A 25,028-nucleotide genomic window follows, 5' to 3' on the forward strand; every position below is an offset into this window, starting at 1 on the left:
CTTTGGAGGGCTAATAATAAACCACCAGTTGAACTGGTGGTTGCTAACTTAGACAAAAGAGGCTTGTTTACGAAGACATCAGCAGAAAGAAAGGAAAAGAGATGAAAAAAAGTATTTTTCAGGAACTTGTGGAAGAATCAATTGTTCTTTTGAAAAATGAAGAGCAGATCTTGCCATTAAAAGAAAAAAAGGTGGCTTTTTTGGGACGGGCACAGATAGAAACCATTTTTTCGGGAAACGGTTCGGGAGCATCCAAATCCCTTGCAAACAAGAATCTCTTATGTGAATGTGAAAAAAGAGGAATCTGTGCAGAAGCAGGGTTAAAACAATTTTATACCAGCCATCAAAAAAACGAATCGGAAAAGTTTGTGATTGACGGTATTGATATCACAAATGTAGAAAATATGAACTGTGGTTTTATGTATGAGATCTTTGGAAAATATCAGCCGATGTGGACAGAGTATCACATTCCGGAGCAGCTGATGCAGAAAGCCAGGGAGTTTACCGATACCGCTGTTTTTGTGCTGGGAAGGAATGCCGGTGGGGAAGAATGTGACAGACATATCGAAGGTGATTATGAACTTACCGAATCCGAAAAAGAACTGCTGGAACAAGTGTGCTGTGTTTTTCCACATGTGATCGTTGTACTGAATATTAATGGAATGATCGATATGCAGTGGGTGAACGCCTATTCCGCAATTAAGGCCGTGGTGTTTCTGGGAATTCCGGGCGAAGAAGGCTGCGGAGCATTAGCTGATATTCTGACGGGGGCTGTGAATCCATCTGGCAAATTAAGTTTTTCCATGGCAGAGTCTTTCAAAGACTACCCGACAGCAGAAAATTTCACCTGGAATAAAGAACAGGAAGATGAAATTTTAACTTACGAAAATTATGGACTGGATGCAAAGGCAAATGGAAGTACAGGATATACGAAAAGCCCGGTAACGGTGTATCAGGAAGACATTTATCTGGGGTATCGCTATTTTGATACCTTTCGGAAACAGGTATTGTACTCCTTTGGATATGGAATGTCTTACACATCGTTTACGATTCTTCCAAAAGAGATGAAACAGGAAAAAGAAGAGCTGGAATTTATTACGGAGGTAACAAATTCCGGAAATTATGCAGGAAAAGAAACGATACAGCTTTATTTGTCCTGTTCTGGTACAGAGTCGGAAAAACCGGAAAAAGAATTAAAAGGCTTTGCAAAAACGAGACTTCTTGCTCCGGGGGAGAAGCAGAATATTTCGATTCGAATATCCATGCAGGATCTGGCAGGATATGTTGAGACATCTGCATCATATATCCTGGAAAAGGGAAAATATCAGTTTTTTATCGGAAATTCATCCCGTGAGACAATTTTTGCAGGAGAAATCCAGATAAGAGAAGATTACGTAATTAAAAAATGTGTGAATCGTCTTTGCGTACAAAACTGCAATGTAGAGCATTTGCAGGTACTATCTGCAAGAGAAGGACGAAAAAAGGTCCGAATGCATGAAAAGAAAAAAGAAGAGACCGATGGTTTAAAAGAGCAGGAAAGATATGATCTTTTACGGGATGAAATGGAACAAGTAAAAAATTTCAGTATCGAACAGCTGGCTGCATTGTGTGTGGGGTATGGACCTGGAATTCCATTTGCAGCGTTCAGCAAACAGGAACAGCCGGAAACCATATTGGATGGTCAGGGAAATCCACTGACCAAAAACGATCATCCAGTCGGAGCAAAAGGATATGTCTCCCCGGCTATGCCAGAAAAAGGTATTCATTCCATTTTTTATAAAGATGGACCGGCAGGTGTGGGAACGGGGGCCTGGCCAACGGCTATGCTGATTTCCTGCGCATTCAATAAAGAACTGTGGGAAGCGTTTGGAAATGCGGTTGGCGCAGAGTGCGAAAAGAAAGCGGTTGACGTATGGCTGGCACCAGCAGTCAATCTGCACCGGAATCCGCTTTGCGGGCGAAATTTTGAATATTTTTCGGAGGATCCTTATCTGACCGGAATCTGTGCGGTCCAGATTACAAAGGGCGTTCAGGAAAATCATCCTGTCCGCGTCTGCCCCAAACATTTTGCCGTGAATGAACAGGAAACGTATCGAAGAGGAAGTGCGAAGAAGCGGTACGATGCGGTAGATTCCATCCTTACGGAACGTGCATTGCGGGAACTTTATCTGAAACCTTTTGAAATGTTGGTTCGAGATGCCGGAGTATCTTTTATTATGACATCGTTTAATAAAATTAATGGGGTTCTTGCAGCTGGAAATCGAGATTTGTGTACGCATATTTTACGGGAAGAATGGAACTTTGATGGTGTTGTCGTTACTGACTGGGGCGATATGGATATTGTCGCAGATGGCGGCGATGCTGTGGCAGCGGGAAATGATATCGTGATGCCGGGTGGCCCGCCGGTGATCCGGCAGATTTTGCAGGCCTATCAGGAGAGACGGATTACCAGAAAAGATCTGGAAAGGAGTGTTGCAAGATTGTTACATGTTCTGAAGTTATTTGAGAAAGGGGAGCGTATTTAAATGAAATCATATAGGGATCATACACTGGGTGCCAAAGAAAGAGCCTCTCTTCTGCTCAAAGAAATGAGCCTTGACGAAAAGATGGCACAGATTAACTGTGTTTTTCCTTTTGATCAGGATGCCTATAACTTTGAAAAAATTCAGCAGGAGACAAAATACGGAATGGGAGAAGTAAGCACGCTGGAAATGCGCAGGATGGAGACACTTGATGAAGTGGCTGCATGGCAGAGAAAAGTGCAGAAGATTGTGATGGAAAACAGTGCCCATCAAATACCGGCAATCTTTCATATGGAAGGATTGTGCGGGGCCTTCATTCAGGACTCCACCAGTTTTCCGTCTGGGATTGGCAGGGGAGCAAGCTTTGATCCCAAGCTGGAAGAACAGATTGCAGAAATTGTGAGCAGACAGGAAACGGCCTGTGGTATTACCCATATACTGGCACCGGTTCTGGATGTGGCAAGAGATCCGCGTATGGGCCGTTTTGGAGAAAGTTATGGAGAAGATGCTTCCCTTGTAAGTGCGATGGGGGCAGCGTATACGAAAGGAATACAAAAGAATACAGTTGCTTCAAGAAAAGCAGAAAGTGTGGCAAAACATTTTGTGGCTTTTCATAATTCGCAGGGTGGAATTCATGGAACACACAGCGAAACGCCGACGCGACTTTTAGAAGAAGTGTTTGCAAAACCTTTCCAGGCAGCAATCACAGAGTCAGATCTGAAAGGTATTATGCCTTGTTATTGCTCTGTGAATGGAGAAGATGTATCTGCTTCTCATAACATGCTTACGAAACTGCTTCGGGAAAAAATGGGATTTGACGGCATGTGCATCAGCGATTACGGTGCAGTGGGAAATGCGCATAGTGTACATCATATTGGAGAAACATTTGAAGAAGCCGGTGCGATGTGTCTTCATGCGGGAATGGATATCGAGATGCCGTCCTGTACTGGCTATAATGAGAAATTAAAAGAGATGTTTTCAAGTGGAAAACTGGATATCCATATTTTGGATACAGCGGTTTTGCGGGTTCTGGAGGGAAAATTCAGAATGGGCTTATTTGAAAATCCCTATGCGCTGGAAGGAAAAGAGCTTCATGCTCTTGTAATGCAGGAAGCAGACAGGAACACTTCCCTGCGGTCGGCCAGAGAATCCATGGTACTGCTGAAAAATGACGGCGTATTGCCGATTGCGGCAAAAGGGAAAAAAATCGCGGTGATCGGACCGCATGCCGGGTATGCCAGAAAAATGTTTGGTGGATACACACATATGTGCATGATGGAGTCTACCTATGCGATTGCCAATTCTATTGCAGGTGTAAGCGGAGTTGTACAGGCAGATGCAGATGAGATTATTACGGTTCCGGGAACCAATATTCAATCTGATGAGACAGAGCAGTTTGATCAGATCCTGAAAAGACAGAAACCGCAATGCAGAAATCTGTATGAAGAATTCCAAATCCGCTTTCCGGAAAGTGAGATTTTATATGCATATGGCTATCCGATTGCAGGAAACGACGAAAGTCATTTTGAAGAAGCGCTGCAGGCAGCAAAGCAGGCAGACATTGTGATACTGACGCTTGGCGGTAAGCACGGAACGTGTTCCATGGCATCAATGGGAGAAGGAATTGACAGTACTGATATTAACCTTCCAAAATGTCAGGATGCATTTATTCGCAAGGCTGCGCAGCTTGGAAAACCATTGGTTGGCGTTCACTTTGATGGAAGACCGATTTCCAGTGATGCTGCAGAGGAATATTTAGATGCTATTCTGGAAGCATGGAGTCCATCGGAAACAGGAGCAGAAGCAGTAGTTGATATTTTAACCGGAATATATAATCCGGGAGGAAAACTTCCGGTTACCGTTGCTTATGGAGTGGGACAGCTTCCGGTTTATTACAATCATCCATATGGTTCCTCCTGGGATCAGAGCGGCAGTATCGGTTTTGCCAATTATGTGAATATGCCGCACAGACCGAGATATTATTTTGGATACGGACTGTCGTATACAACATTTACATATTCGGATTTACATATCTCGATGGGAAATGAAAAGGCAGCAGATACGGTTCAGATCTCCTGCGCTGTTGAGAACACGGGAAGCTGTGAAGGAGATGAGGTCGTCCAGCTTTATTTACGAGATGAATATGCCAGCCTGACAAGACCAGTAAAAGAACTGGCAGGTTTTAAGCGCATTCACCTGCGAAAGGGCGAAAAGAAAACGGTATGCTTTGAGGTGAAAACGGATCAAATGGCTTTTCTGGACATTGATATGCACTGGAAAGTGGAAAAAGGACGATATGCAGTAGAGGTCGGAAGTTCTTCAGAAGATATTCGTTTAAGAGGAAGCTACTGTGTGAAAGAAAATAAATGGGTTGCGGGAAGAAACAGAGCGTTTTGGGCAAGTGCCGCAGCGAAATAAAAAGAACAGAACCGGATGCCATTTTATACAAAGCGGCATTCGGTTCTATTCTTGCGGTATTCCCGTGGGGAGCAGTTCATTTTTTCACGGAAACATTTTCCGAAATAGGACTGCTGGCTGAAGCCGGTCTGCAGGGCGATCTGTCCGATGGGAAGTGTGGTTTCTGTTATCTCCGTGATTTGTTTTCTATGTTTTGGCAATATCTTAATAATTTCTGCAGATATTTTCATATTATTTTTTCGATATAATAAGTATATTTGTTGTAAAAAGGATTGTAAAGGTAGTCCAAATGGACAATAATAGTTTATCACATACAACGTGGAATTGTAAGTACCATATGAACCAGAGCAGGAAAACCTGCCGTCGCTGATCACACTTGAAAAAATATGTGTAGCTTTGGGCGTGACATTATCGCAGTTTTTTCGGGAAGATAATTCAGAGAATCTGACAGAAAAACAGAAAGAAGTTCTAGGGATATGGAATGATCTGAGTACAAATGAGCAGGAAACAGTAATGTCAATGCTGCGTGGACTTCGGAAGTAAGAGAACAGTTCGAGTATATGTATCGGCTGTTCTTTTTTTGTTTTTGAACGTTAAAATGTTAATTTTTTTCTTGTGTATAGTAGAACACTAAAGTATAATAAAATCAGTTTTTTACATAAGATTAAAGCTATAATAAGGAAATTGGCAAACCAGATGAAAGTCTGGGACGCAAAGCTACAGGGCCTGTAAAATGGCAGCCAGTTGCATAAAATGAGATGCACTGTCTGTCTGACGGTGCTTTTTTACGGTGTTATTTCATAGACGTAACAATAATGATTTTATCAGGAAAGAATGAGGAAAATAAAAGTATGAAAAAGGCAAAACGTTGTCTGATAGCAGTGGTGTCAGGTGTACTTGTAGCATCTGCTGTCTTGTCTGGATGTGGACAGTCAAAGAAAGAAGTATCTATAAATGATGATCATCTTACCGTTTATCTGTGGGAAAATCGTTTGATGAAAAATATTGCACCCTATATCCATGAACAGTTTCCAGATCAGGATATTGAATTTATTATAGGTAACAATGATACCGATTTATACAGTTATTTTAAAGAACATGATGAATTACCGGATATTATAACAGTACGTCGATTTTCTGGAACAGATGCACAGGACTTACAGCCTTATCTTATGGATTTTGCTTCTTATGATGTTGTTTCCAAGTATTATTCTTATGCGGTGCAATATTATAAGAATGCGGAGGATGAAATCCAGTGGCTGCCAATCTGTGGTATTCCGCAGACGATCATTGCCAACAAAACACTGTTTGATCAGTATGGCGTAAAGATTCCAGAAAATTATGAGGAATATGTACAGGCCTGTCAGCAGTTTTATGATAATGGCATAAAACCGTATTCCATGGATCTTGGGGAAGACTGGTCTAATAATGAAATCATCCAGGCGGCGGCAATCGGTGAGTTTACAAGCCTGGATGGTATTGAATGGCGAAACGGTGCAGAGACTGCAGCGGATGAAGTAAAGTTTGATGATGTATTATGGAAACGTATTTTTTCAGAAACCAGTCAGTTTCTTAAGGACTCGCATTTTGGTAAAGAAGATATCAATATTGATATCAATACAGGAACCCAGATGTTTGTCGAAGGAAAATCAGCAATGTTTCATGGACATCCGACGGTTATGCAGCAGCTGCAGAAACAGATGGATGCGGAGCTGATCCGTATTCCTTACTTTTCACAGACATCGGATGAATCCTATGTGTACATGACTCCGTCCTTAAACATTGCATTTAACAAAAACCTGGAAAAAGACCGGGAGAAACTGGATACTGCGCTGGATGTGCTGGATTGTATGATTTCAGAAGAGGGGCAAAAGCTGATTGCGGATGGAAGCGGTGTTATTTCATTGAATACAGATGTTCCAACCATGATGCAGGATGTGCCTGGACTGGAAGAGGAAATTAATCATAATGCTGTTTATATCCGATATTCCGCCCAAAAATCATTTGATGCAAGTCTTGAGGCTGTTCACGGATTACTGTCAGGGGAAATGGATGAAATACAGGCTTATGATACTTTTCGCAGTGTAATGAATCGTAAAGATCCAGAAGAAAAAGCAACGGTGAATTTTGAAAATGAATATTCCATTTCACTGAACGATAGAAATGGCCGTGATGCAGCATCTTCCATTTTAACTACGATCAGAGAAGAAAATGATGCACAGCTGGCTCTGGCACCATATTATTATTTCACTTCTTCTATGTACAAAGGAGAATGCACCAGCAGCCGGGTTGGCATGATGACAGCGAAGAGTTCAGATACACCATTATATGTTGCAAAAATCAATGGTAAACAGGTTTATGAACTCGTGGAAAATTATCTTGCTGATGCTGATGAGAATTTTTACGTAACCAATAAATACGAATTACCAATTGCATCCGGTATGAAAATGATCGTCAATCAAGAGGAAAGTGGATTTTCGTTAAAGGACTTAACAGTTAATGATAAGAAAATAGACAAAGAAAAGGAATACTCGATTCTTCTTACAGACACCACAATGTCTGTTTTGAAAAAAATAAATCTGAAATGTGAGATTGAGCAGCTTAAAGATACAACATTATCAAGTGCATGGACCGAAGCAATGTCAAATGGACAGCAGCCGTCAGCACCGGAAGACTATATAGAGGTTGAACAGTAAAAGTGGAGATAGAACAAAAGGTAAACAAAAGAAAAAAAATAACAAGGCTGTTGCTTATACTACTTATGATTCTTTTAAGCTTAGTTTGTATCAAGTATCTTATAAGTAAGTCTAATAAGTATATCAGCGAAAATGGAAAAAGCAGTATGGGAGCTGTTGTTGAACAGATACAGCAGACCTATGATCTTCAGGTGAGCGGATACTACAGCCAGCTGCAGTTGGTTGAGGAATTCTTACTTCATGAGAGGGAACTGTCTCTTGAAACGGATACGAACAAAAATTTCTTTGAAGCATGGGAAAAAGAATCGGAAAGTACTCTTATATTCCTTCAGGAAAATGGTCAGGCAATATCAGCAGGTGGAACAAAAATGCGGATTGATATGCCAAGTAAACTTCTGCTGGACTTAAAGAACGGATACAATATTGGAAAACTGGTGCGTCTTGATTATGATCAGAAGAAAAAAGACGGTTATCTGGTTGCGATTCCATGTCAGGAATACACGATCAATGGAGAAACTTATACGGCAATTGGAACTGTGTATGATCATTCGAAACTGGATTCCATGTTAAAATTGAAAGGTTATCATGGAAAAGCATATTTGTTCATGCTGGATCATGACGGAAATATTACGTATACGAACCAGAGTGGAGATAAATACCTGCGTAATTATTCTTTGTTAAAACATTTAAAAGGGGAACAGGCTATTACAGAAGAAGAGGCTGATTTGTTCAAAAAGAAGTTTGATAACAGAGAATCCGGAGTTGCACTTTTGGGAAAACAGAACCCCTATTATCTGGGGTATTGCCCGATAGAAAGCAACAACACCATTTTGGTGTGCATTGTGGCCAAGGGAGTTGTGGACAATGTGCTGATGGATTACCAGAAAACGGTGTTGTTTACAACAATACTCATGGCAGGTTTTATACTTTTACTTTTTGCCGGATTATTCTACAGTATTTCCAGACTTAGTCTTGCAGATCAAAAAGCAGAATATGAAAAAAGAAATAATGAACTTCATTTACAAACAATGAAGGAAATGGAAGTAGTCAATCAAAAACTGAAAAAGGCAAAGAACGTTGCAACAGAGGCTTTACAGACAGCTGAAAATGCAAATAAGGCGAAAACGGATTTCCTGTCTAATATGTCACATGATATTCGCACACCTATGAATGCAATCATTGGTATCACATCTTTGATCAGACATGATGCAGGTAATAAAGCAAAAGTTATAGAGTATGCAGATAAAATAGATATTTCATCACAGCATCTGTTGGGAATTATCAATGACGTTCTGGATATGAGCAAGATTGAGGCAGGAAAAACAGTCTTCAAATATTCTGACTTTTCTATTCTGGATCTTGTACAGGAACTTAACACTATATTTCATACTCAAATATATGAAAAGCAGCAGACCCTTACAATCATAAAAGAAAATATTCAGCATGAATGGGTGAATGGGGATCAGGTTCACCTGATGCAGATTTTCAGCAACCTGCTTTCCAATGCAGTGAAGTATACCCAGGAAGGTGGGAAAATTCAGTTCTTTGTAGAAGAATGTGAGACAAAGTCATCTGTCTATGCAAAGTACCGTTTCTTAGTTAGCGATAATGGTATGGGAATGTCGGCAGATTTCAAGGATACAATTTTTGATGCGTTTACCCGTGCGGAAAGTTCCCTTACAAATAAAATACAGGGAACAGGACTTGGAATGGCGATTACTAAGAATCTGGTTGAGGCAATGGGAGGTACCATTGATGTGGAGAGTGAATTGGGACAGGGAAGCTGTTTTGAGGTTCTCTTGGATCTGAAAATTGCAGAGGATAGAACGGTTGCTCTGGCGGCACAAGAAGAAACAGATGAGCAGGATGGTAATATCCTTCAAGGAATGAGATTCCTGTGTGCAGAGGATAATGAGCTGAACGCAGAGATCCTGACGGAACTGTTAAAGATTGAAGGTGCGGAATGTACCATCTGTGAAAATGGCGAAGAGATTTTGAAAGCATTTGAGCAGTCTGCTCCAGGTGATTATGACATGATCCTGATGGATGTGCAGATGCCTGTTATGAATGGTTATGAGGCAACGAAGGCAATCCGCAAAAGTTCCCATAAACTGGCAAAAACGATTCCGATTATTGCCATGACTGCCAATGCATTCTCAGAGGACATTCAGCATTCTCTGGCAGCCGGTATGAATGCACATGTTTCAAAACCGGTTGAGATGAAGGTGCTGGAAAAGACGATAAGAAGTATAAAATCAGGCGGGGGGGGGGGTACCGAACCGCAGGTCACTGTACAGTGACGAATGGAAAGTAACCGGACATAGAAGAATCAAAAAGGAGAGTTAGGGATAGACAGAAAATGAAAGGAAAAAGAGTGATTGCAGGCATTCTGCTTGCAGGGATTTTAGCAGTCACCCTGGCGGGGTGTAAAAACACAGATAACACGAAAGAAAAAACCGAAAAGCCTGTTATTACCCTCGGCAGCGACAGCTATCCACCATACAATTATCTGAATGAGGATGGTGTACCGACGGGAATCGATGTAGAACTGGCTGCGGAAGCTTTCAAAAGAATGGGATATCAGGTGGAGGTTGTCCAGATCAACTGGGAGAAGAAAAAAGAACTGGTGGAGAGCGGAGAGATTGACTGTATCATGGGCTGCTTTTCCATGGAAGGACGCCTTGACGATTACCGCTGGGCGGGACCATATATAGCAAGCCGGCAGGTGGTCGCTGTAAATGAGAACAGTGATCTCTATAAACTGAGTGACCTGGCGGGAAAGAACCTGGCTGTTCAGTCCACGACCAAACCGGAAGGTATCTTTCTGAACCGGACGGATGAGAGAATCCCAAAGCTGGGCAATCTGATCAGCCTGGGACACAGGGAGCTGATCTATACATTTCTGGGAAAAGGATATGTAGATGCAGTCGCTGCGCATGAGGAATCTGTTGTCCAGTATATGAAGGATTATGACGTAAGCTTTCGAATCCTGGAAGAACCTTTGATGATCACCGGGATAGGTGTTGCTTTTGCAAAAGATGATGACAGAGGAATCTGTGAGCAGATGAGCCAGACTCTGGAAGAAATGCGGCAGGATGGCACATCCCTGAAAATTATTGAAAAATATCTGGATGATCCCCAGAAGTATCTGGAGGTGGATGATCTTGGATATTAAGAGAATGAAAAGAGAAAAACGAATCCAGCTGATCGGTGGTCTGATTGGAATCTGTGTGGCAGCAGTCTCTCTGTTTTATTTCTTTCATGCGGAGAAAGCGGAAGCAGAGAAAAGAATGGTAGAGATTGTAAATTATGTCAAAGTGCAGTGTTCCACCTACACCCATTATAATGAATCTTCGGAATCCAAAAGTCTTCTCCGTGCCATTGAAAGTGCCAGACAGATGAGTACGAATATCGATATGGAAATAGAAAACGGCGGTCAGCTAAGCCGGGATTTCCTGAAGGAAAACCTGCAGACTCTATGGGTGGATGGTATCATTGTACTGGATGCAGAAGGAAAGACGGACTGTGAATACAGCACGGATGAGTCTCTGGCTAATGAGATTACGGAGTATCTGCAAAAAGAAATTATCATGGATTTTGCCGGATATGAAGAAAGAAGCTATTCGGAACGGTTTACCAGGGAAGATGGATCCTTTATTGACATTGCAGCCTGCGCCAGAAAAGGTGCACCGGGTATCGTTGCAATCTATTATTACACATCTCCTGAATTTGCCAGAAACTATACGCTGACGATACAGGGGCTTTTAAATGGTTATAGTATCCAGAAAGATGGAACGATTATCGTTGCAGACGACGGAATCGTTGTTGCCAGCAATAATGAGAGCCTGTTGGGACAGAATACAGCCGACAACGAAGTTGTTCAGGCAATGAAAAAGCATACAGACAGTCAGCATATCTATCATTTTAGGAAGGAAGGAATTGGATGTTATGGAATCATGCTGAAACAGCGTGATTATTATATCTACGCATATTTTCCGGATACGGAAGTGTTTCGTAATCTTCCATTAAGTGTTATAGGTGTTATTTTTCTTTATTTTCTGATGTCCGGCATATTCTGGTTCTGGACATACAGAACCAATCTGGCGCACCGGAAACAAGAATTTGAAAAAGATGAAAAATATAAAGCAGAACTTCTGACAGCAGCAAAAAAGGCAGAAGCCGCCAATGAGGCAAAAACAGAGTTCCTTCATCGTATGAGCCACGATATCAGGACTCCGATTAATGGAATCTACGGTTTGATCAATATGGCAGACCATTATGCAGATGATATGGAGAAGCAGAAGGAATACAGAACAAAGGTTAAAGCGGCATCCAATCTGTTGCTGGAACTGGTAAATGATGTTCTGGACATGAGTAAGCTGGAGTCGGGTGAAGTTGTTCTGGAAGAGAGTCCATTTAATCTGAGCAAAATCTCTGAGGAAGTGCTTGTTGTAATTGAACAGATTGCTGCAGAACAGAATATCCGGATTGTATGGGAGAAAAAAGAAATCATACACCGTGATCTTATTGGAAGTCCGGGGTATGTAAAACGTGTGATGATGAATATCCTGTCCAATGCAGTGAAATATAACAGAGAAAATGGACATATTTATCTTAGCTGCATGGAAATCCCATCCGAACAGCCAGGAATGACGACAATGGAATTTATCTGCCGGGATACAGGAATCGGAATGACTGAGGAGTTCCAGAAACATATTTTTGAACCATTTGCACAGGAACATACAGGAAGCCGCACAAAGTTTGTCGGAACCGGACTGGGAATGGCCATTGCAAGGAAGCTGGTCGAGAAAATGGGTGGAACCATTACTTTTGAAAGTGAAAAAGGCGTAGGGACGACATTTGTGATCCGGGTTCCATTTAAAATAGATCCGGATGCGGATAAACGTGAAGAACAGAAGGAGGTATCCGAAAAATCTATAAAGGGATTGCATATTCTTCTGGCGGAAGATAATGAGCTGAATATGGAAATCGCTGAATTTATGCTTCAGAATGAGGGCGCGGACGTGATTAAAGCGTGGAATGGGCAGGAAGCGGTTGAGCTGTTCAGAAAAAGTGAACCTGGTGAATTTGATGTCATTCTTATGGACATTATGATGCCTGTAATGAATGGTTATGAAGCCACAAAGATGATCAGGTCTCTGGACAGAGAGGATGCAAAGGAGGTACCGATCATTGCAATGACAGCAAATGCGTTCACGGAGGACAGAATAAAAGCAAAAGTAGCAGGGATGGATGAACATGTTGCTAAGCCAGTTGATGTGGAATTACTGATAAAAGTAATTCATAAATTGGTGAAATAAAAGATGTTATAAGAATGTTAGGGGGCAGTTACTGCAAACAGTAACTGCCCCCTAACTAGGATATTTATGTAATTATTTCTGGTCCAGTACGGACTGAATCTGCTTCATCAGCTGATCGTAGTTTGACTGATCGTCAATGCCACCCATGAAAGGTTCCCCAACGATATTTCCGTCTTTATCTACAAGAACGGTTGTAGGAAATGCCATGATGTTTCCTTTTCCAGCATAGTTTCCAACTGTTGAATTAGAATCGAAAGTCAGGTTCTTGTAGGAAGCGCCCTGAGCTTTCAGGATTTCTTTTGCCTCTTTGATTCCGGCTTCATTGTTGTCTAAAGTATCCATGTTGATACCAACAACTTCGCCACCCATTTCTTTGAGTTTCTCATTTAATTCATTCAGCTTAGAGAGCTCTCCGACACATGGCTTGCATCCACTGAACCAGAAATTTACAACTGTAACTTTATTTTTAGCGAAAAGACTGTCATCTACATCGTTTCCATCCAGATCTTTTCCTTTGAAACCTTTGAATACAGCTGTGGATTCGTCTGATTTGGAGGAAGAGCTGTCAGAGGAATCGGATGCAGCAATCTCTTTCTCAAGCTTGGCAATTTCTTCTTCAATTCCGCGGATTGTCTCGATGTCTTTGCACAGAGTTTCATATTCTTCTTCAGAGAAAGAGTCTTTGTTAGATTCCACTGTGCTTGCGAGGGAATCAGCATAGTTTTCGCTCATGGCATCACCGGCAGTGTTCTTGTTCATAAGACCAAAGGCTTTGTCCCATGCATCTTTGTGATCAACAAAAAGCTGGTTTTCCTGCTGGTAAAGGTCATTCCGTTTTTCGTTCAGCTCGTCTGCGCTGCCCGTTTCTGTTGTGGAAGAAGATTCCTGTTTTGTGTTTGTATTGTCTGTTGAGGAGGAATTTCCGCAGCCTGTAAACGCAAAAAGTACAGAAATGGCAAGGGATGCAGCAATTACCGTTTTTAATTTCATTGAGTTTGTTCTAAGCGTTTTGTTTTTCATGATTTTAAATCTCCTTTAAATTACGTTTTATTAGTTTTTATTTTCAGCCTGTTTCTTAGTTGAAAATCCGTAATGATAGCAGATTGCATCAGTCGGACAGGCTTTCATACATTCTCCGCATCGGATACACTCCGGATGGTTTGGTGTGTCTACTACATTGACATCCATCTTACAGACACGACTACATTTCTGGCAGCCAACACATTTCTCATGATCAACCTGAATCTTAAGAAAAGATACCTTGTTAAACAGTGAGTAAATAGCACCCAGCGGGCAGATCCATTTACAAAATGGACGGTAAAACAAGATGCTCAGGATGATGAAAAGCGCAAGGATTGTGAACTTAAATGTAAATAAATGTCCGAGTGCGGCACGGATTCCTGAGTTGGCAAGTGCCAGCGGAATTGCGCCTTCAAGTACGCCCTGTGGGCAAATGTATTTGCAGAAGAAAGGATCTCCCATACCAAGTGAATTGGTTACAAATGCCGGAAGCAGTATAACAAAGACGACCAGAATCACATATTTCAGATACCGCAGAGGCTTCAGTTTTGCGGTGGAAAGTTTCTTGCCCGGAAGCTTATGCAGCAGATCCTGGAACCATCCAAACGGACAGAGGAATCCACAGATAAACCGCCCTAACAGAACACCTAACAGGATGAAAAATCCGGTGATGCAGTAGGTAAATTTGAATTTTGAAGAACCGACCACGGCTTGAAAAGCTCCAATCGGACAGGCACCTGTGGCGGCAGGACAAGAGTAACAGTTTAGTCCCGGGACGCACATCGTTTTTACATTTCCCTGATAAATTTTCCCTTTAAACAGATTCGGGATGTGAATGTTGGTCAGCAGTGTAGCAGCTGCCTGAATCCATCCGCGGAAGCGGGCCAGAAAGTTTTTGTTTGATTTCATTTTCTTATCCAATTCCTACACACTCCATACATAATTTTATTGCCTTACTAAGAACAACCGCTGCTTCTTCGCGGAAGATCTCGACAAGGAAAAACACCAAACCGGCTGCAAGTAAAAGAATTTGTGTTGCTTTTTCAGATTTCATTAAAATACTCCTTTCAATGTTCAAAGTCCGTGTATTGACCTTTCGATGTTTGCATTATACAATAGAGGGCGTAAAATTCCTGTTAAGAAAATGGAGAAAAATAAATTGAGATTATTAGTTGTTGAAGATGAGAAGAAATTATGTGATATGATTGTGAAAAGTCTGCACCAGGCAGGTTATGAGGTAGACACGTGTAATGACGGAGAGGAAGATAAGCGGGAATTCATGACGTGGAGTTTCAAGTGATTAAAAAATTTATGAAAATGAATAAGTGGAAAGTTGCATGTCCATTGACATGGCTTTCCACTTATTTTTATGAATTCCTATGCGCCAGACGAGCAGACAACAGAAATTGGCATCTTACCCGCGAATTTCTGCATTTTACATCATGCAGACTGGACGAATGCTGTAAAATCATATATAAAAGAAATAGGAATAACTGGGGGTGAGATGGATGAAATGTGAGGTGGAACAGATTGATCCAAAGCAGGAAGAACATGTTATGGTATATTGCCACAACAGGGAAGCATCCTGGGTGCAGAATGTTCGGGAAGCTGTATTTGGACAAACATCGGTATGTGGATATAAAAATCACGTTTTGTATCAATTGAAATTGTCTGATATTTTTTATGTGGAACAGCAAAGAAATCAAAGGAGAGGGCAGGCGTAATGGAAACAGATATGATTAAAATCACTCATTTAAAGAAAAGCTTTGGTGATGTAAAAGCAGTCAATGATCTGAGTTTTCAGGTGAAAAAAGGAGAGTTCTTTGCATTCCTTGGTGTAAACGGGGCAGGGAAGAGCACAACGATTTCGATCATCTGCGGGCAGCTTCGCAAAGACAGCGGAACGGTTCAGATCCAGGGCACAGATCTGGATAAGATCGGAAGGAAAGTTGGAACAATGCTTGGCGTGGTATTTCAGGACAGTGTGCTGGACAAGCCACTTACCGTCAGGGAAAATCTGAAAAACAGAGCAGCGCTTTATGGAATAACAGGAAAAGCGTTTGAAAAAAGATTGCGGGAACTAGTGGAGATTTTTGATTTCGGAGATTATCTGAACCGGCCGGTCGGAAAACTGTCCGGCGGACAGAGAAGAAGAATTGATATTGCAAGAGCCTTGCTGCATCGGCCCGAACTTCTGATTTTAGATGAACCAACGACAGGACTTGACCCACAGACGCGGCTTTTGATCTGGGATATCATTGAAAAACTTCGAGTGGAAGAAAAGCTGACAGTTTTTCTGACTACGCACTACATGGAAGAAGCTGCAAATGCCGGTTATGTGGTGATTCTGGATAAAGGAAGCATCGTGGCGGAAGGAACTCCTTTTGAGCTGAAAAATGAGTATGTGCAGGACACTATGTCTGTTTATGGTGTGACAGGAGAAGAAATCAAAACACTGGGCAGAGAGTATAAAAAGATCCGGGATGGCTATCAGTTAAAAGTAAAAAATACCGCAGAGGCTACCCGGCTGATCGTGGAACATCAGGAAATATTCCGTGATTATGAAGTGGTAAAGGGCAGAATGGATGATGTATTTCTTGCTGTAACAGGAAAAACATTGGGAGGTGAGCACAGATGAAGGCAGTATTTGCACTTATAAGTCGAAACAGAAAATTGTTTTTTAAAGACAGAGGAATGTTTTTTTCGGCTTTAATTACTCCGGGAATTCTGATTTTGCTGTATGCTACATTTCTGGCAAACGTATACAGAGATTCCTTTGTGTCCGCGATCCCGGACATGATTACAATCTCAGACAAACTGGTCGATGGAACGGTGGCCGCACAGCTTGCCGCGGCTCTTCTGGCAGTCAGCTGTGTGACTGTGACATTCTGCGTGAATCTTACGATGGTACAGGACCGGGCAAACGGAACAAGGAAAGATTTTAATGTATCGCCAATCAGCAAAGCACAGCTTTATCTTGGGTATTTTTTATCTACTGTAGTCAATTCCCTGCTGGTGAATGGGCTTGCGCTTGTATTATGCCTTGGCTATATGTACAAAATGGGCTGGTATATGAGCGCTGTAGATGTATTCTGGGTTCTTCTCGATGAAATTTTACTGGTACTCTTTGGAAGCACGTTGTCAAGCATCGTCAGTTTTCCACTGACAACCCAGGGTCAGTTATCCGCAGTGGGAACGATCGTAAGTGCCGGGTATGGATTTTTATGCGGAGCTTACATGCCGATTTCAAATTTCGGCAGCGGCCTGCAGAAAGTACTGTCGTATCTGCCAAGTACCTACGGAACTTCTCTGCTGAAAAATCATATGCTCCGTGGAATCTTCGAAGAGATGGAGAACAATCAGCTGCCAGAAGAAATGATTACTGCGATTCGTGATACACTGGATTGTAACCCGAAGTTCCAGGGGTCTGTAGTAAGTGTAAATCAGATGGTGATGCTTATGGTTGGATGTGTTGTGGTATTTGGAATTATTTTTTTGTGCATGACAGCTCTTCCGGAGAAAGATGGGAAGTAAATATATCCTTCGACTATAGAATGAATAAAAAATGAGAAAAGAGACAGTTATGAATATTACAGAAAGAGAGATCGATGACCCGGAAAAAGAGGGCGTTATACTCGAATATGTAAATTTTACGAAAGAATTTGCAGAAATAAAAGAGTATGTAAGAAGCAAAGGGGAATCTATCCGGGGATACACAGAAAAGAAATAATGTGTTTCCATAAGAACAGAAGATATTTTATATTTCGAGGCAGTGCAAAACAAGGTGTTTGCTTATACGTCAAATAAGTTTTATGAAATTAAAAGCAGACTGTATCAGCTGGAAGAGAAAATAACAAGAAAATGTATGTAGCGTGCATCAAAGACAACGATTGTAAATGCGGATCGTATTGTTTCGGTTCGTACCGCATTAAATGGGCGTTTGTATGTGCGGATGGAGGCTTTGAGCAGATTGGAAATGGCCTTGCAAAAACAGGAGCAGATCCTCTGCAAAGCGCTGCATACGGATCTTGGAAAGAGCAAGACGGAGAGTGTGATGTGTGAGATTGGACTGGCGCAGTTCGCTGCAAAAAGTTATCAAAGCCCTTCTCCTTATGGCAATGTGCTGATTATGAGCCCGTGGAATTACCCTGTTCTGCTGACGTTAGAACCGCTGGTAGATGCCATTGCGGCAGGAAATACTGCGGTGGTAAAACCAAGTGCTTATGCACCGGCTAGTGCAAATGCCCTGAAAGATCTGTTAGAAGAATGTTTTCCACCGGAATATGTTACCGTTGTTTTAGGCGGACGGGAGGAAAATCAGGTACTTTTACAGGAAAAATTTGATAAGATTTTTTTCACAGGAAGCGCAGCATCGTGGATAAAAAGACATGGATGGATTTTCCGATCCGCTATCAGCCGTATACAGCAAAAAAGTTGAAACTGATTCGAATATTTTTATACAGCATACCATACAAGGGATAGACATCTCCAAGAAAATTCGATATAAAAGAGGATAGGGAAAAGAAAAGAGGGGACCAATGTGAAGATAACGATCATCAATCCATTTCCGGACGAAGAGGAAGAAATCATCATCAAATGCCGTGTGCTGACGGATGATATCAACCATCTGATCTGCAAACTGAAAAACGGGGATCGGAAAATTACGGGATACGATGCAAAAGGAATTACTCTTCTGGCACTTCCGGATATTTTTTATTTTGAGGCAACGGACAATAAGGTTTTTGCCTATGGACAAAAGAATGTTTATGAAGTTAAAGAAAAACTGTATCAGTTAGAAGAACAGCTGGTGTCTTTTCCATTTATGCGGGCCTCCAAATCCATGATTCTAAATCTGGACAAAATCCGGCATCTGTCGCCTGCTTTTGGCGGCAGATTTGAAGCGTTACTCGAAAATGAGGAAAAAGTGATTATTTCCCGGCAGTATGTGCCGGTTCTGAAAGAACGACTGGGATTGTAGGGAGGCGAAAACAATGATGAATAAAATAAAAATTCTTGCAAATATTTTTTCGAAAATTACCGTGTGCGTTCTGCTTGCATCCGCGATCTATATTACTGTGATGTGCGGTCTGGATGCCCAGATCAGTGTCATGATTCTCTGGCAGATTCTTCTGGTTTCCGCTGTATGCTCCATCCCGATTCTGATGTACCCGGATGAGGAAGGAAAAGAAGTATCCAAACAGGGCATGATTGCACGGCAGATCATCTATTTTATCTATGCCAATTGTGCTGTCCTGGGACTTGGCAGAGCATTCGGATGGTTTTACTTCAGCAAAGCTAAAATGGTCGTGCTGATGGAGGTTTTGATTATTGGAGTTTATGTTACGGTGAATCTGATCGTATATGTAAATGACCATATGGTGGCGGAAAGCATGAACCAGAAACTGAAAGAGATGAGAAAGCGGAAAGATGCATAGAAAAAATAACTTTGGATAGTTAAAGACAGCGTATGCCGGAAGGACATGAAATCGCTGGTATTGTAGAAACAAAAGAAAAAATTTGAAAAATTTCAAAAAATATCGTTGACAAACAGAACAAAGCGTGCTAATATACATATTGTCAGCAGGACGTAAGAACTGCTAGAAAACAGATATGGGGTCTTAGCTCAGCTGGGAGAGCATCTGCCTTACAAGCAGAGGGTCACAGGTTCGAGCCCTGTAGGCCCCATACTTCTAAAAATATAGTATGGCGAGATAGCTCAGTTGGCTAGAGCACGCGGTTCATACCCGCGGTGTCGAGGGTTCGAATCCCCCTCTCGCTACGAAAGAGAGAGCTCCTGCGAAAGCAGGGGCTTTTGTTGTTTTACGTTCGGAGGGGGCTGCCAGTGGCGGGCCCTGCAGATTACAATACCATGGAAAATGACAGGGAGGCGCTTATGAAATTATTCCACTTATCCGATCTCCACATCGGAAAGCGAGTCAATGAATTTTCGATGATCGAGGATCAGAAGTACATTTTGTCGCAGATTCTGCATGCTGCAAAAAGAGAGAGACCAGATGGCGTACTGCTTTCCGGAGATATTTACGACAGTACGATTCCAAGTGCAGAAGCGGTTCAGGTTTTTGATGCGTTTCTGACAGAGCTTTCCACCAATCGGATTCCCACTTTTATCATCAGTGGAAACCATGATTCCGCCGAGCGTCTGGCATTTGGATCCAGCCTGATGGGAAAAAGCGGGATCTATTTTTCAAAGGTATACAATGGAACGATAGAGAAAATTCCGCTGCAGGATGCGTATGGCACGGTGTGGATTCATCTGCTTCCGTTTTTACGGCCTGCGGTGGTGCGTCATGCCCTGCCGGAGCGTGCGGAAGAAGTAATGTGTACAGCGGATGCAGTTCGGATTGCACTGGAACAGGATCTGGTTGATGAACAGGATCGAAATGTGATTCTGGCCCACCAGTTCGTAACCGGGGCAAAACGATGTGATGCAGAAGAACTGCAGGTTGGCGACTTGGATCAGATTCCGGCAGAATTGTTTGAAAAGTTTGATTATGCTGCACTGGGGCACATCCACAGCCCACAGAAGGTGGAAAGAGATACGGTTCGCTATTGCGGTTCGCCGCTGAAATATTCTTTTTCGGAAGCAGGACAGGAAAAAACGATTACGGTGATCGAATTAAAAGAAAAAGGAACGGTGGAGCTTAGAACAATTCCATTAAAGCCCTTGCACGATCTCAGGAAAATCCGGGGGACGTATCTGGAAGTCACGGCAAAAACATTTTATGAGAACAGCGACTGCGAGGATTACCTTCTGGTGACGTTGACGGATGAAGAAGATGTGCCGGATGGAATGGCAAAACTCCGAACGATCTATCCGAACCTGATGCGCCTGGAGTACGATAACAAAAGAACCCGGTCTGCTGCAGACATTGGCACGGCGGAACGAGTGGAGGAAAAATCAGAACTGGAACTGTTCCGGGAATTTTATGAATTACAGAATAATCAGAGCATGACCGCACAGCAGAAAGCGCTGGTGGAAGAATTGTTACGGGGGATGAAGGCATGAAACCAAAGAAATTAGTCATCAGTGCATTCGGACCGTATGCGGACCGGATGGAACTTGATTTTGACCGGCTTGGCGGCGGTCTGTATCTGATTACGGGGGACACCGGCGCGGGAAAAACAACGATTTTTGATGCCATCACGTTTGCGCTTTACGGGGAAGCGAGCGGTGAAATCCGGAAAGGCGAAATGTTCCGCAGTAAGTATGCAAAACCGGAGGTGCGTACCTTCGTAGAGCTTACGTTTACGTATCAGGGAAAGGACTATACGGTAAAGAGAAACCCGGAATATCTGCGCCCGAAGGACCGCGGACAGGGCATGACGATGGAGAAAGCGAATGCAGAACTGATTTTTCCGGATGAGCGGCAGCCGGTTACGAAAACTTCGGAAGTGACAAAGAAAGTGACAGAACTTCTCGGGCTGGATCAGCGTCAGTTCCGACAGATTGCGATGATTGCGCAGGGAGATTTCCAGAAGCTTCTGCTGACAGGAACAGCGGATCGGAGTGAAATTTTCCGGAAAATGTTTCACACAGAGATTTATCAGGAGCTGCAGAAGCGTCTGCGGGAAGCAGCAAAGGAGCGCTGGAAAATATACGATGAAAAGAAACGCAGCATCAGCCAGTATCTGGAAAATGTTGTCTGCCCGGAAGAGGCAGAATGGAAAACAGAGTTTGACCGGCTGAAGAAAAATAAATTCGACGGCCAGGTTATGCGCGGTATGGAACTGCTTGCACGCTGCATCGAATGGGACGATGAGAAATTAAAGGCGCTGCAAGACGAGCAGAGTACGCTAAATGAAGAGATCGAAAAGAAAAACCAGCTTTTGGGAAAAATAAAAGAGCGACAGACGAGACAAAAAGAGAAAGAGCAGAAAGAAAAAGAATGGGAGACTCTGCTTCCGAAGGAAGAAGAAAAGAAAAAGAGAAGTGAGCAGGCAGAGAAAGAGGCAGAGATTTGTAAGCAGTTGGAAGAGCGGATTCGGGAAGAAAAAGTGTGTCTGGAACTGCTGCGAAAAGTGCAGCAGGAGCAAAGTGCAATGACACAGCTGCAAAAGGAACTGCAGGCAGCAACAGAAGCAAAAGAACAGCTTCAGACAGAGCAGGAGCGTGCAAAAAAAGTCCTGGAACAGAAGAAAGCACGGGAAGAACGTCTCTCTGATGCGGAGGTGAAACTTGCACGGACGGAACAAAAAGAAGCGTATGCCGCAGAGCAGATACAGCAGATGGAAGCATACTGCGAGACAATTGCAGGCGCAGTCAAAGAGGAAACGGCAAACAAAGAAGAGGAAAGCGTTCTTTGTAAAAAAATAAAAGAAACAGAGGAGACAGCGGCCAGGGCAGCCGAAGAGGCAGAAAGGCTGGCCGGGCAGGATCAGGTCTGCGAAAAACTGCTGGATGAAAAGAAAAATCTGGAACAGAAAATCCACACTTTAGAAGAAACGAAAAAACAGCTGGAGAGAACGACGGCTGAAAGGACGCAGATTGCCGCGCAGGTGACACAACTGCGAAAGGAAGAAGAGAACTTACAGGCGGATATCGCGACAACGGCAGAACATCTGGCCGAAAGAGACGGAGCCGCGCTGCTGCAGGAAAAATACCACCAGAAGCTGGAAACGCTGGAAAATCTGCTGGAAAGCTGGGAGCAGGGACGCAAAGAACTGGAAGAAAAGCAAGGTGCATACCAGCGTGAAATCAAAAAGAGAGATGCTTTACGGGAAACATATCAGGCGATGGAATCTTTATTTCTGGATGCACAGGCGGGAATTCTGGCAGAAAAACTGACAGAGGGAGAACCATGCCCGGTCTGCGGCGCTATTCATCATCCGCAGCCTGCCAGACGAGCAGAACATACGCCAGATAAAGAAACGCTGGATCACAAGAAAGAAGAACTTCGGATGCAGGAGGAAGCAGCTGCGGGACAAAGCGAGGCTGCGGGCAGCTGCCGCAGACAGGTAAAGGAAAAACGTGCACAGCTAACGGAATGGCTGTTAAGAGAACTGCCCGAGAGTCAGAAAGAACACGAACAGAAGCGACTTTCACAGATGCCGGATGTTTTATTTCAACAGGAAGCGGTCGAGAAGGCAGAGCAGCTTCGGAAGGAAGAAGAAACACAGAAAGTACGTCAGATGGAATATGCGGAACTGGAAAAAAGACAGACAGAACGGCAGAAAAGACTGGAAAGCATAAAAAAGACCATTGCAGCGGAACAGACACAGCTTGGCCGGGCAGAAGGAACCAAAAGAGCACTGGAAGAACAGTTGGAAAAAGAAATTGCGGAGGCGCAAAAAACGACTGCTTTTATGGAGAAAAAGAATCCTGCGCAAAGAAAGGGTCCGGGGGAGAGCGAGGACAGAAAATCCCTGGCTGATCAGATTGCCCAGGTGATTTCCTTCCGGAAAAACAGACAGAAACAGTGTGAGGGAGAGATTGCTGCCACGCGGGCAAAGGTGAGCCGCCGTGCAGAATGTATCGCACGGCAGAAAAAAGCGGAAGCTGAGCGGAAAGAGGATCATGAGCGGCTGCAGAAGGTGCGGAGCCGTCTTGAAGTACTGCAAAGCGATCGGAAGAGATGGAAGGAACAAGAAGAGAAACTGCTGGAAAATCTGGAAGAGCAGAGAGCGATCTGGGCAGAACAGGATCAGCAGAAAACAGGAGCGAAATCCGAAGGCAAGCCTAGAGAAGGGAAGGAGCAGCTGAAGGATCTGGTAAGTGCAGAAACGGTGAAAAAACAGATAAATGAATTTACGGGATCGGAAATCGCAGAAAAACTTGCAGATGCAGAAAGAGAACTGTGGATTCGGTCTGTATGGGAACAGCACTGGCTGAAACAAAAGCGAAAAGAACTGACAGAACAGAAGCAATGTATTCTTGCAGAACAGGAGGAACTGAAAAAGATCCGACAGGAAATCCAGGAGGAAACACAGAAAACGGAGCAAAGAGAACAGGAAATTCGCAAAAAAGAGCTGCGGGAAACGGAACAAAAGGCTGAAAGAAAAGCACTGCTGGAAAGGATCCGGGAAAAAGAGGCGCAGCTTGCGGGAAAAGAAGAAACAGAACTTCTGGAACATATTGCAGCCTGGGAAGCACAGAAAGAACGGCTGGAAGAAGCACAGAAAACAGCAAAAGAGGAACTGGATGCCATACAGAAAAAACTGATGGAAGTACAGGCGGCGCTTACGGCGATTCAGGCGTTAGAAACAGCGGATTCACAGGAACAGCCGCTCCCGTCAGAAATAGAATTACAGGAAGATTTAAGGGGACTTTCCGAACAGAAACAGGTTCTGGATCAGCGTTATAACGAGCAGTATCACGCGGCAAATACGAATCAGAACACATATGATGCCATTCGGAATCAGCAAAGTCAGATGCAGACCGTGGAAGAAGAGTACAAATGGGTCAATGCGCTTGCGGATACCGCATGTGGAAATGTGAGCGGAAAGCAAAAGATTGAACTGGAAACGTATGTGCAGATGGCGTATTTTGACCGGATTCTGCGAAAAGCCAATGTGCGTTTCCTGACGATGAGCCAGGGACAGTATGAGCTGAAACGGCAGGAAGACGGCACGAATAAGAAAGAAAAAGCCGGATTGGAACTGAATGTGATTGACCATTATAACGGAACGGAGCGGAGTGTCCGCACGCTCTCCGGCGGCGAATCGTTTCAGGCATCGCTTTCGCTGGCACTTGGCCTGTCAGATGAAATTCAGTCGTATGCAGGAGGAATCCGGTTAGATTCCATGTTTGTGGACGAAGGTTTTGGTTCTCTCGATGAAGAGTCCCTGAATCAGGCGGTGAAAGCACTGGAAGGTCTGGCGGATGGAAACTGTCTGGTCGGAATTATTTCTCATGTGCCCAAGTTAAAAGAGCGGATTGAGAAAAAAATCATTGTGACGAAAAATCGAAGCCGGGATGGTGTAGGAAGCCGGGCAGTGATCGAGTAGACCACACAGGAGATGATTGGGATTCGAGAGAATTCCTTGTCAGAAAGTACGGAAAATGCTATAATGGATCCGTTGGGCAAAAAAAG

At 43.2% G+C, this 25,028-nt stretch carries 20 protein-coding genes, 2 tRNA genes, 1 pseudogene and 1 riboswitch; of the genes and pseudogenes, 19 read left to right on the forward strand and 4 right to left on the reverse strand.

The window, feature by feature from the left end:
* Positions 1–101: 101 nt before the first annotated feature.
* Complete coding sequence (locus tag DWZ44_RS16105) at positions 102–2,525, forward strand: glycoside hydrolase family 3 protein (protein ID WP_117805332.1); 2,424 nt, start codon at positions 102–104, stop codon at positions 2,523–2,525.
* Complete coding sequence (locus DWZ44_RS16110; RefSeq protein ID WP_117805333.1) at positions 2,526–4,940, forward strand: glycoside hydrolase family 3 N-terminal domain-containing protein; 2,415 nt, start codon at positions 2,526–2,528, stop codon at positions 4,938–4,940.
* A gap of 23 nt (positions 4,941–4,963) precedes the next feature.
* Here DWZ44_RS16110 and DWZ44_RS19580 read toward each other — a convergent pair whose 3' ends face one another.
* Positions 4,964–5,170 (reverse strand): helix-turn-helix domain-containing protein, encoded by a 207-nt coding sequence (locus tag DWZ44_RS19580; RefSeq protein WP_117510210.1) that lies wholly within the window; start codon positions 5,168–5,170, stop codon positions 4,964–4,966.
* A 446-nt stretch (positions 5,171–5,616) separates the two neighbouring features.
* Positions 5,617–5,692, forward strand: a riboswitch (cyclic di-GMP riboswitch).
* A gap of 99 nt (positions 5,693–5,791) precedes the next feature.
* Here DWZ44_RS19580 and DWZ44_RS16125 point away from each other — a divergent pair.
* The 4 genes from DWZ44_RS16125 to DWZ44_RS16140 all read left to right on the forward strand — a co-directional run bounded on the left by DWZ44_RS16125 (position 5,792) and on the right by DWZ44_RS16140 (position 12,957).
* On the forward strand, positions 5,792–7,636 hold the full coding sequence (locus tag DWZ44_RS16125) for an ABC transporter substrate-binding protein (RefSeq protein WP_117805334.1): 1,845 nt from the start codon (positions 5,792–5,794) through the stop codon (positions 7,634–7,636).
* 146 nt (positions 7,637–7,782) lie between these two features.
* Entirely contained in the window at positions 7,783–9,936 is a 2,154-nt protein-coding gene (locus DWZ44_RS16130) for an ATP-binding protein (RefSeq protein WP_117805335.1), read from the forward strand.
* Positions 9,937–9,995: 59 nt separating this feature from the next.
* Complete coding sequence (locus DWZ44_RS16135; protein WP_117805336.1) at positions 9,996–10,811, forward strand: substrate-binding periplasmic protein; 816 nt, start codon at positions 9,996–9,998, stop codon at positions 10,809–10,811.
* On the forward strand, positions 10,795–12,957 hold the full coding sequence (locus tag DWZ44_RS16140) for an ATP-binding protein (protein WP_117805337.1): 2,163 nt from the start codon (positions 10,795–10,797) through the stop codon (positions 12,955–12,957). The genes DWZ44_RS16135 and DWZ44_RS16140 overlap by 17 nt, the downstream gene beginning before the upstream one ends.
* Positions 12,958–13,029: 72 nt before the next feature.
* Here DWZ44_RS16140 and DWZ44_RS16145 read toward each other — a convergent pair whose 3' ends face one another.
* From DWZ44_RS16145 to DWZ44_RS16155, 3 genes are read right to left on the reverse strand one after another with little or no spacing between them, the layout of a single operon-like run.
* On the reverse strand, positions 13,030–13,977 hold the full coding sequence (locus DWZ44_RS16145) for a TlpA disulfide reductase family protein (protein ID WP_117805338.1): 948 nt from the start codon (positions 13,975–13,977) through the stop codon (positions 13,030–13,032).
* 30 nt (positions 13,978–14,007) lie between these two features.
* The gene (locus DWZ44_RS16150; RefSeq protein WP_117805339.1) at positions 14,008–14,898 is read right to left on the reverse strand and encodes a 4Fe-4S binding protein; all 891 of its coding nucleotides are present in this window, start codon (positions 14,896–14,898) and stop codon (positions 14,008–14,010) included.
* On the reverse strand, positions 14,891–15,031 hold the full coding sequence (locus DWZ44_RS16155; protein WP_117805340.1) for a CD1871A family CXXC motif-containing protein: 141 nt from the start codon (positions 15,029–15,031) through the stop codon (positions 14,891–14,893). The genes DWZ44_RS16150 and DWZ44_RS16155 overlap by 8 nt, the downstream gene beginning before the upstream one ends.
* A 45-nt stretch (positions 15,032–15,076) precedes the next feature.
* Here DWZ44_RS16155 and DWZ44_RS19370 point away from each other — a divergent pair.
* The 13 genes and pseudogenes from DWZ44_RS19370 to DWZ44_RS16215 all read left to right on the forward strand — a co-directional run.
* Positions 15,077–15,241: pseudogene (locus DWZ44_RS19370) on the forward strand (response regulator transcription factor); the annotation flags it as partial.
* A 256-nt stretch (positions 15,242–15,497) separates the two neighbouring features.
* Complete coding sequence (locus DWZ44_RS16165; protein ID WP_147326118.1) at positions 15,498–15,701, forward strand: hypothetical protein; 204 nt, start codon at positions 15,498–15,500, stop codon at positions 15,699–15,701.
* Complete coding sequence (locus DWZ44_RS16170; protein ID WP_117510202.1) at positions 15,701–16,615, forward strand: ABC transporter ATP-binding protein; 915 nt, start codon at positions 15,701–15,703, stop codon at positions 16,613–16,615. Before DWZ44_RS16165 ends, DWZ44_RS16170 begins: the two co-directional genes overlap by 1 nt.
* Positions 16,612–17,511, forward strand: a complete 900-nt coding sequence (locus DWZ44_RS16175; protein ID WP_117510201.1) for an ABC transporter permease — start codon at positions 16,612–16,614, stop codon at positions 17,509–17,511. Before DWZ44_RS16170 ends, DWZ44_RS16175 begins: the two co-directional genes overlap by 4 nt.
* 49 nt (positions 17,512–17,560) lie before the next feature.
* Complete coding sequence (locus tag DWZ44_RS18290; protein ID WP_158565937.1) at positions 17,561–17,707, forward strand: hypothetical protein; 147 nt, start codon at positions 17,561–17,563, stop codon at positions 17,705–17,707.
* Between the two features lie 9 nt (positions 17,708–17,716).
* Positions 17,717–17,848, forward strand: coding sequence for a LytTR family DNA-binding domain-containing protein (locus tag DWZ44_RS19585; RefSeq protein WP_117802413.1), 132 nt, complete (start codon positions 17,717–17,719; stop codon positions 17,846–17,848).
* Between the two features lie 90 nt (positions 17,849–17,938).
* A complete protein-coding gene (locus tag DWZ44_RS16185) occupies positions 17,939–18,415 on the forward strand; it encodes an aldehyde dehydrogenase family protein (protein WP_330411488.1) in 477 nt (158 codons plus the stop codon).
* Between the two features lie 102 nt (positions 18,416–18,517).
* Positions 18,518–18,955, forward strand: coding sequence for a LytTR family DNA-binding domain-containing protein (locus DWZ44_RS16190; protein WP_117805342.1), 438 nt, complete (start codon positions 18,518–18,520; stop codon positions 18,953–18,955).
* 13 nt (positions 18,956–18,968) lie between these two features.
* Positions 18,969–19,412: a DUF3021 family protein gene (locus DWZ44_RS16195; protein WP_117805343.1), complete on the forward strand. Its 444-nt coding sequence runs from the start codon at positions 18,969–18,971 to the stop codon at positions 19,410–19,412.
* Positions 19,413–19,589: 177 nt separating this feature from the next.
* A tRNA-Val gene (locus tag DWZ44_RS16200) sits at positions 19,590–19,662 on the forward strand.
* A gap of 20 nt (positions 19,663–19,682) precedes the next feature.
* Positions 19,683–19,756 (forward strand) — tRNA-Met (locus tag DWZ44_RS16205).
* A gap of 114 nt (positions 19,757–19,870) precedes the next feature.
* Positions 19,871–21,004: an exonuclease SbcCD subunit D gene (locus DWZ44_RS16210; protein WP_055228284.1), complete on the forward strand. Its 1,134-nt coding sequence runs from the start codon at positions 19,871–19,873 to the stop codon at positions 21,002–21,004.
* Complete coding sequence (locus DWZ44_RS16215; RefSeq protein ID WP_117805344.1) at positions 21,001–24,942, forward strand: SbcC/MukB-like Walker B domain-containing protein; 3,942 nt, start codon at positions 21,001–21,003, stop codon at positions 24,940–24,942. Before DWZ44_RS16210 ends, DWZ44_RS16215 begins: the two co-directional genes overlap by 4 nt.
* Positions 24,943–25,028 lie beyond the last annotated feature (86 nt).

The sequence above is a fragment of the Blautia sp. AF32-4BH genome, from assembly GCF_003460565.1.
Lineage (GTDB): Bacteria > Bacillota > Clostridia > Lachnospirales > Lachnospiraceae > Fusicatenibacter > Fusicatenibacter saccharivorans.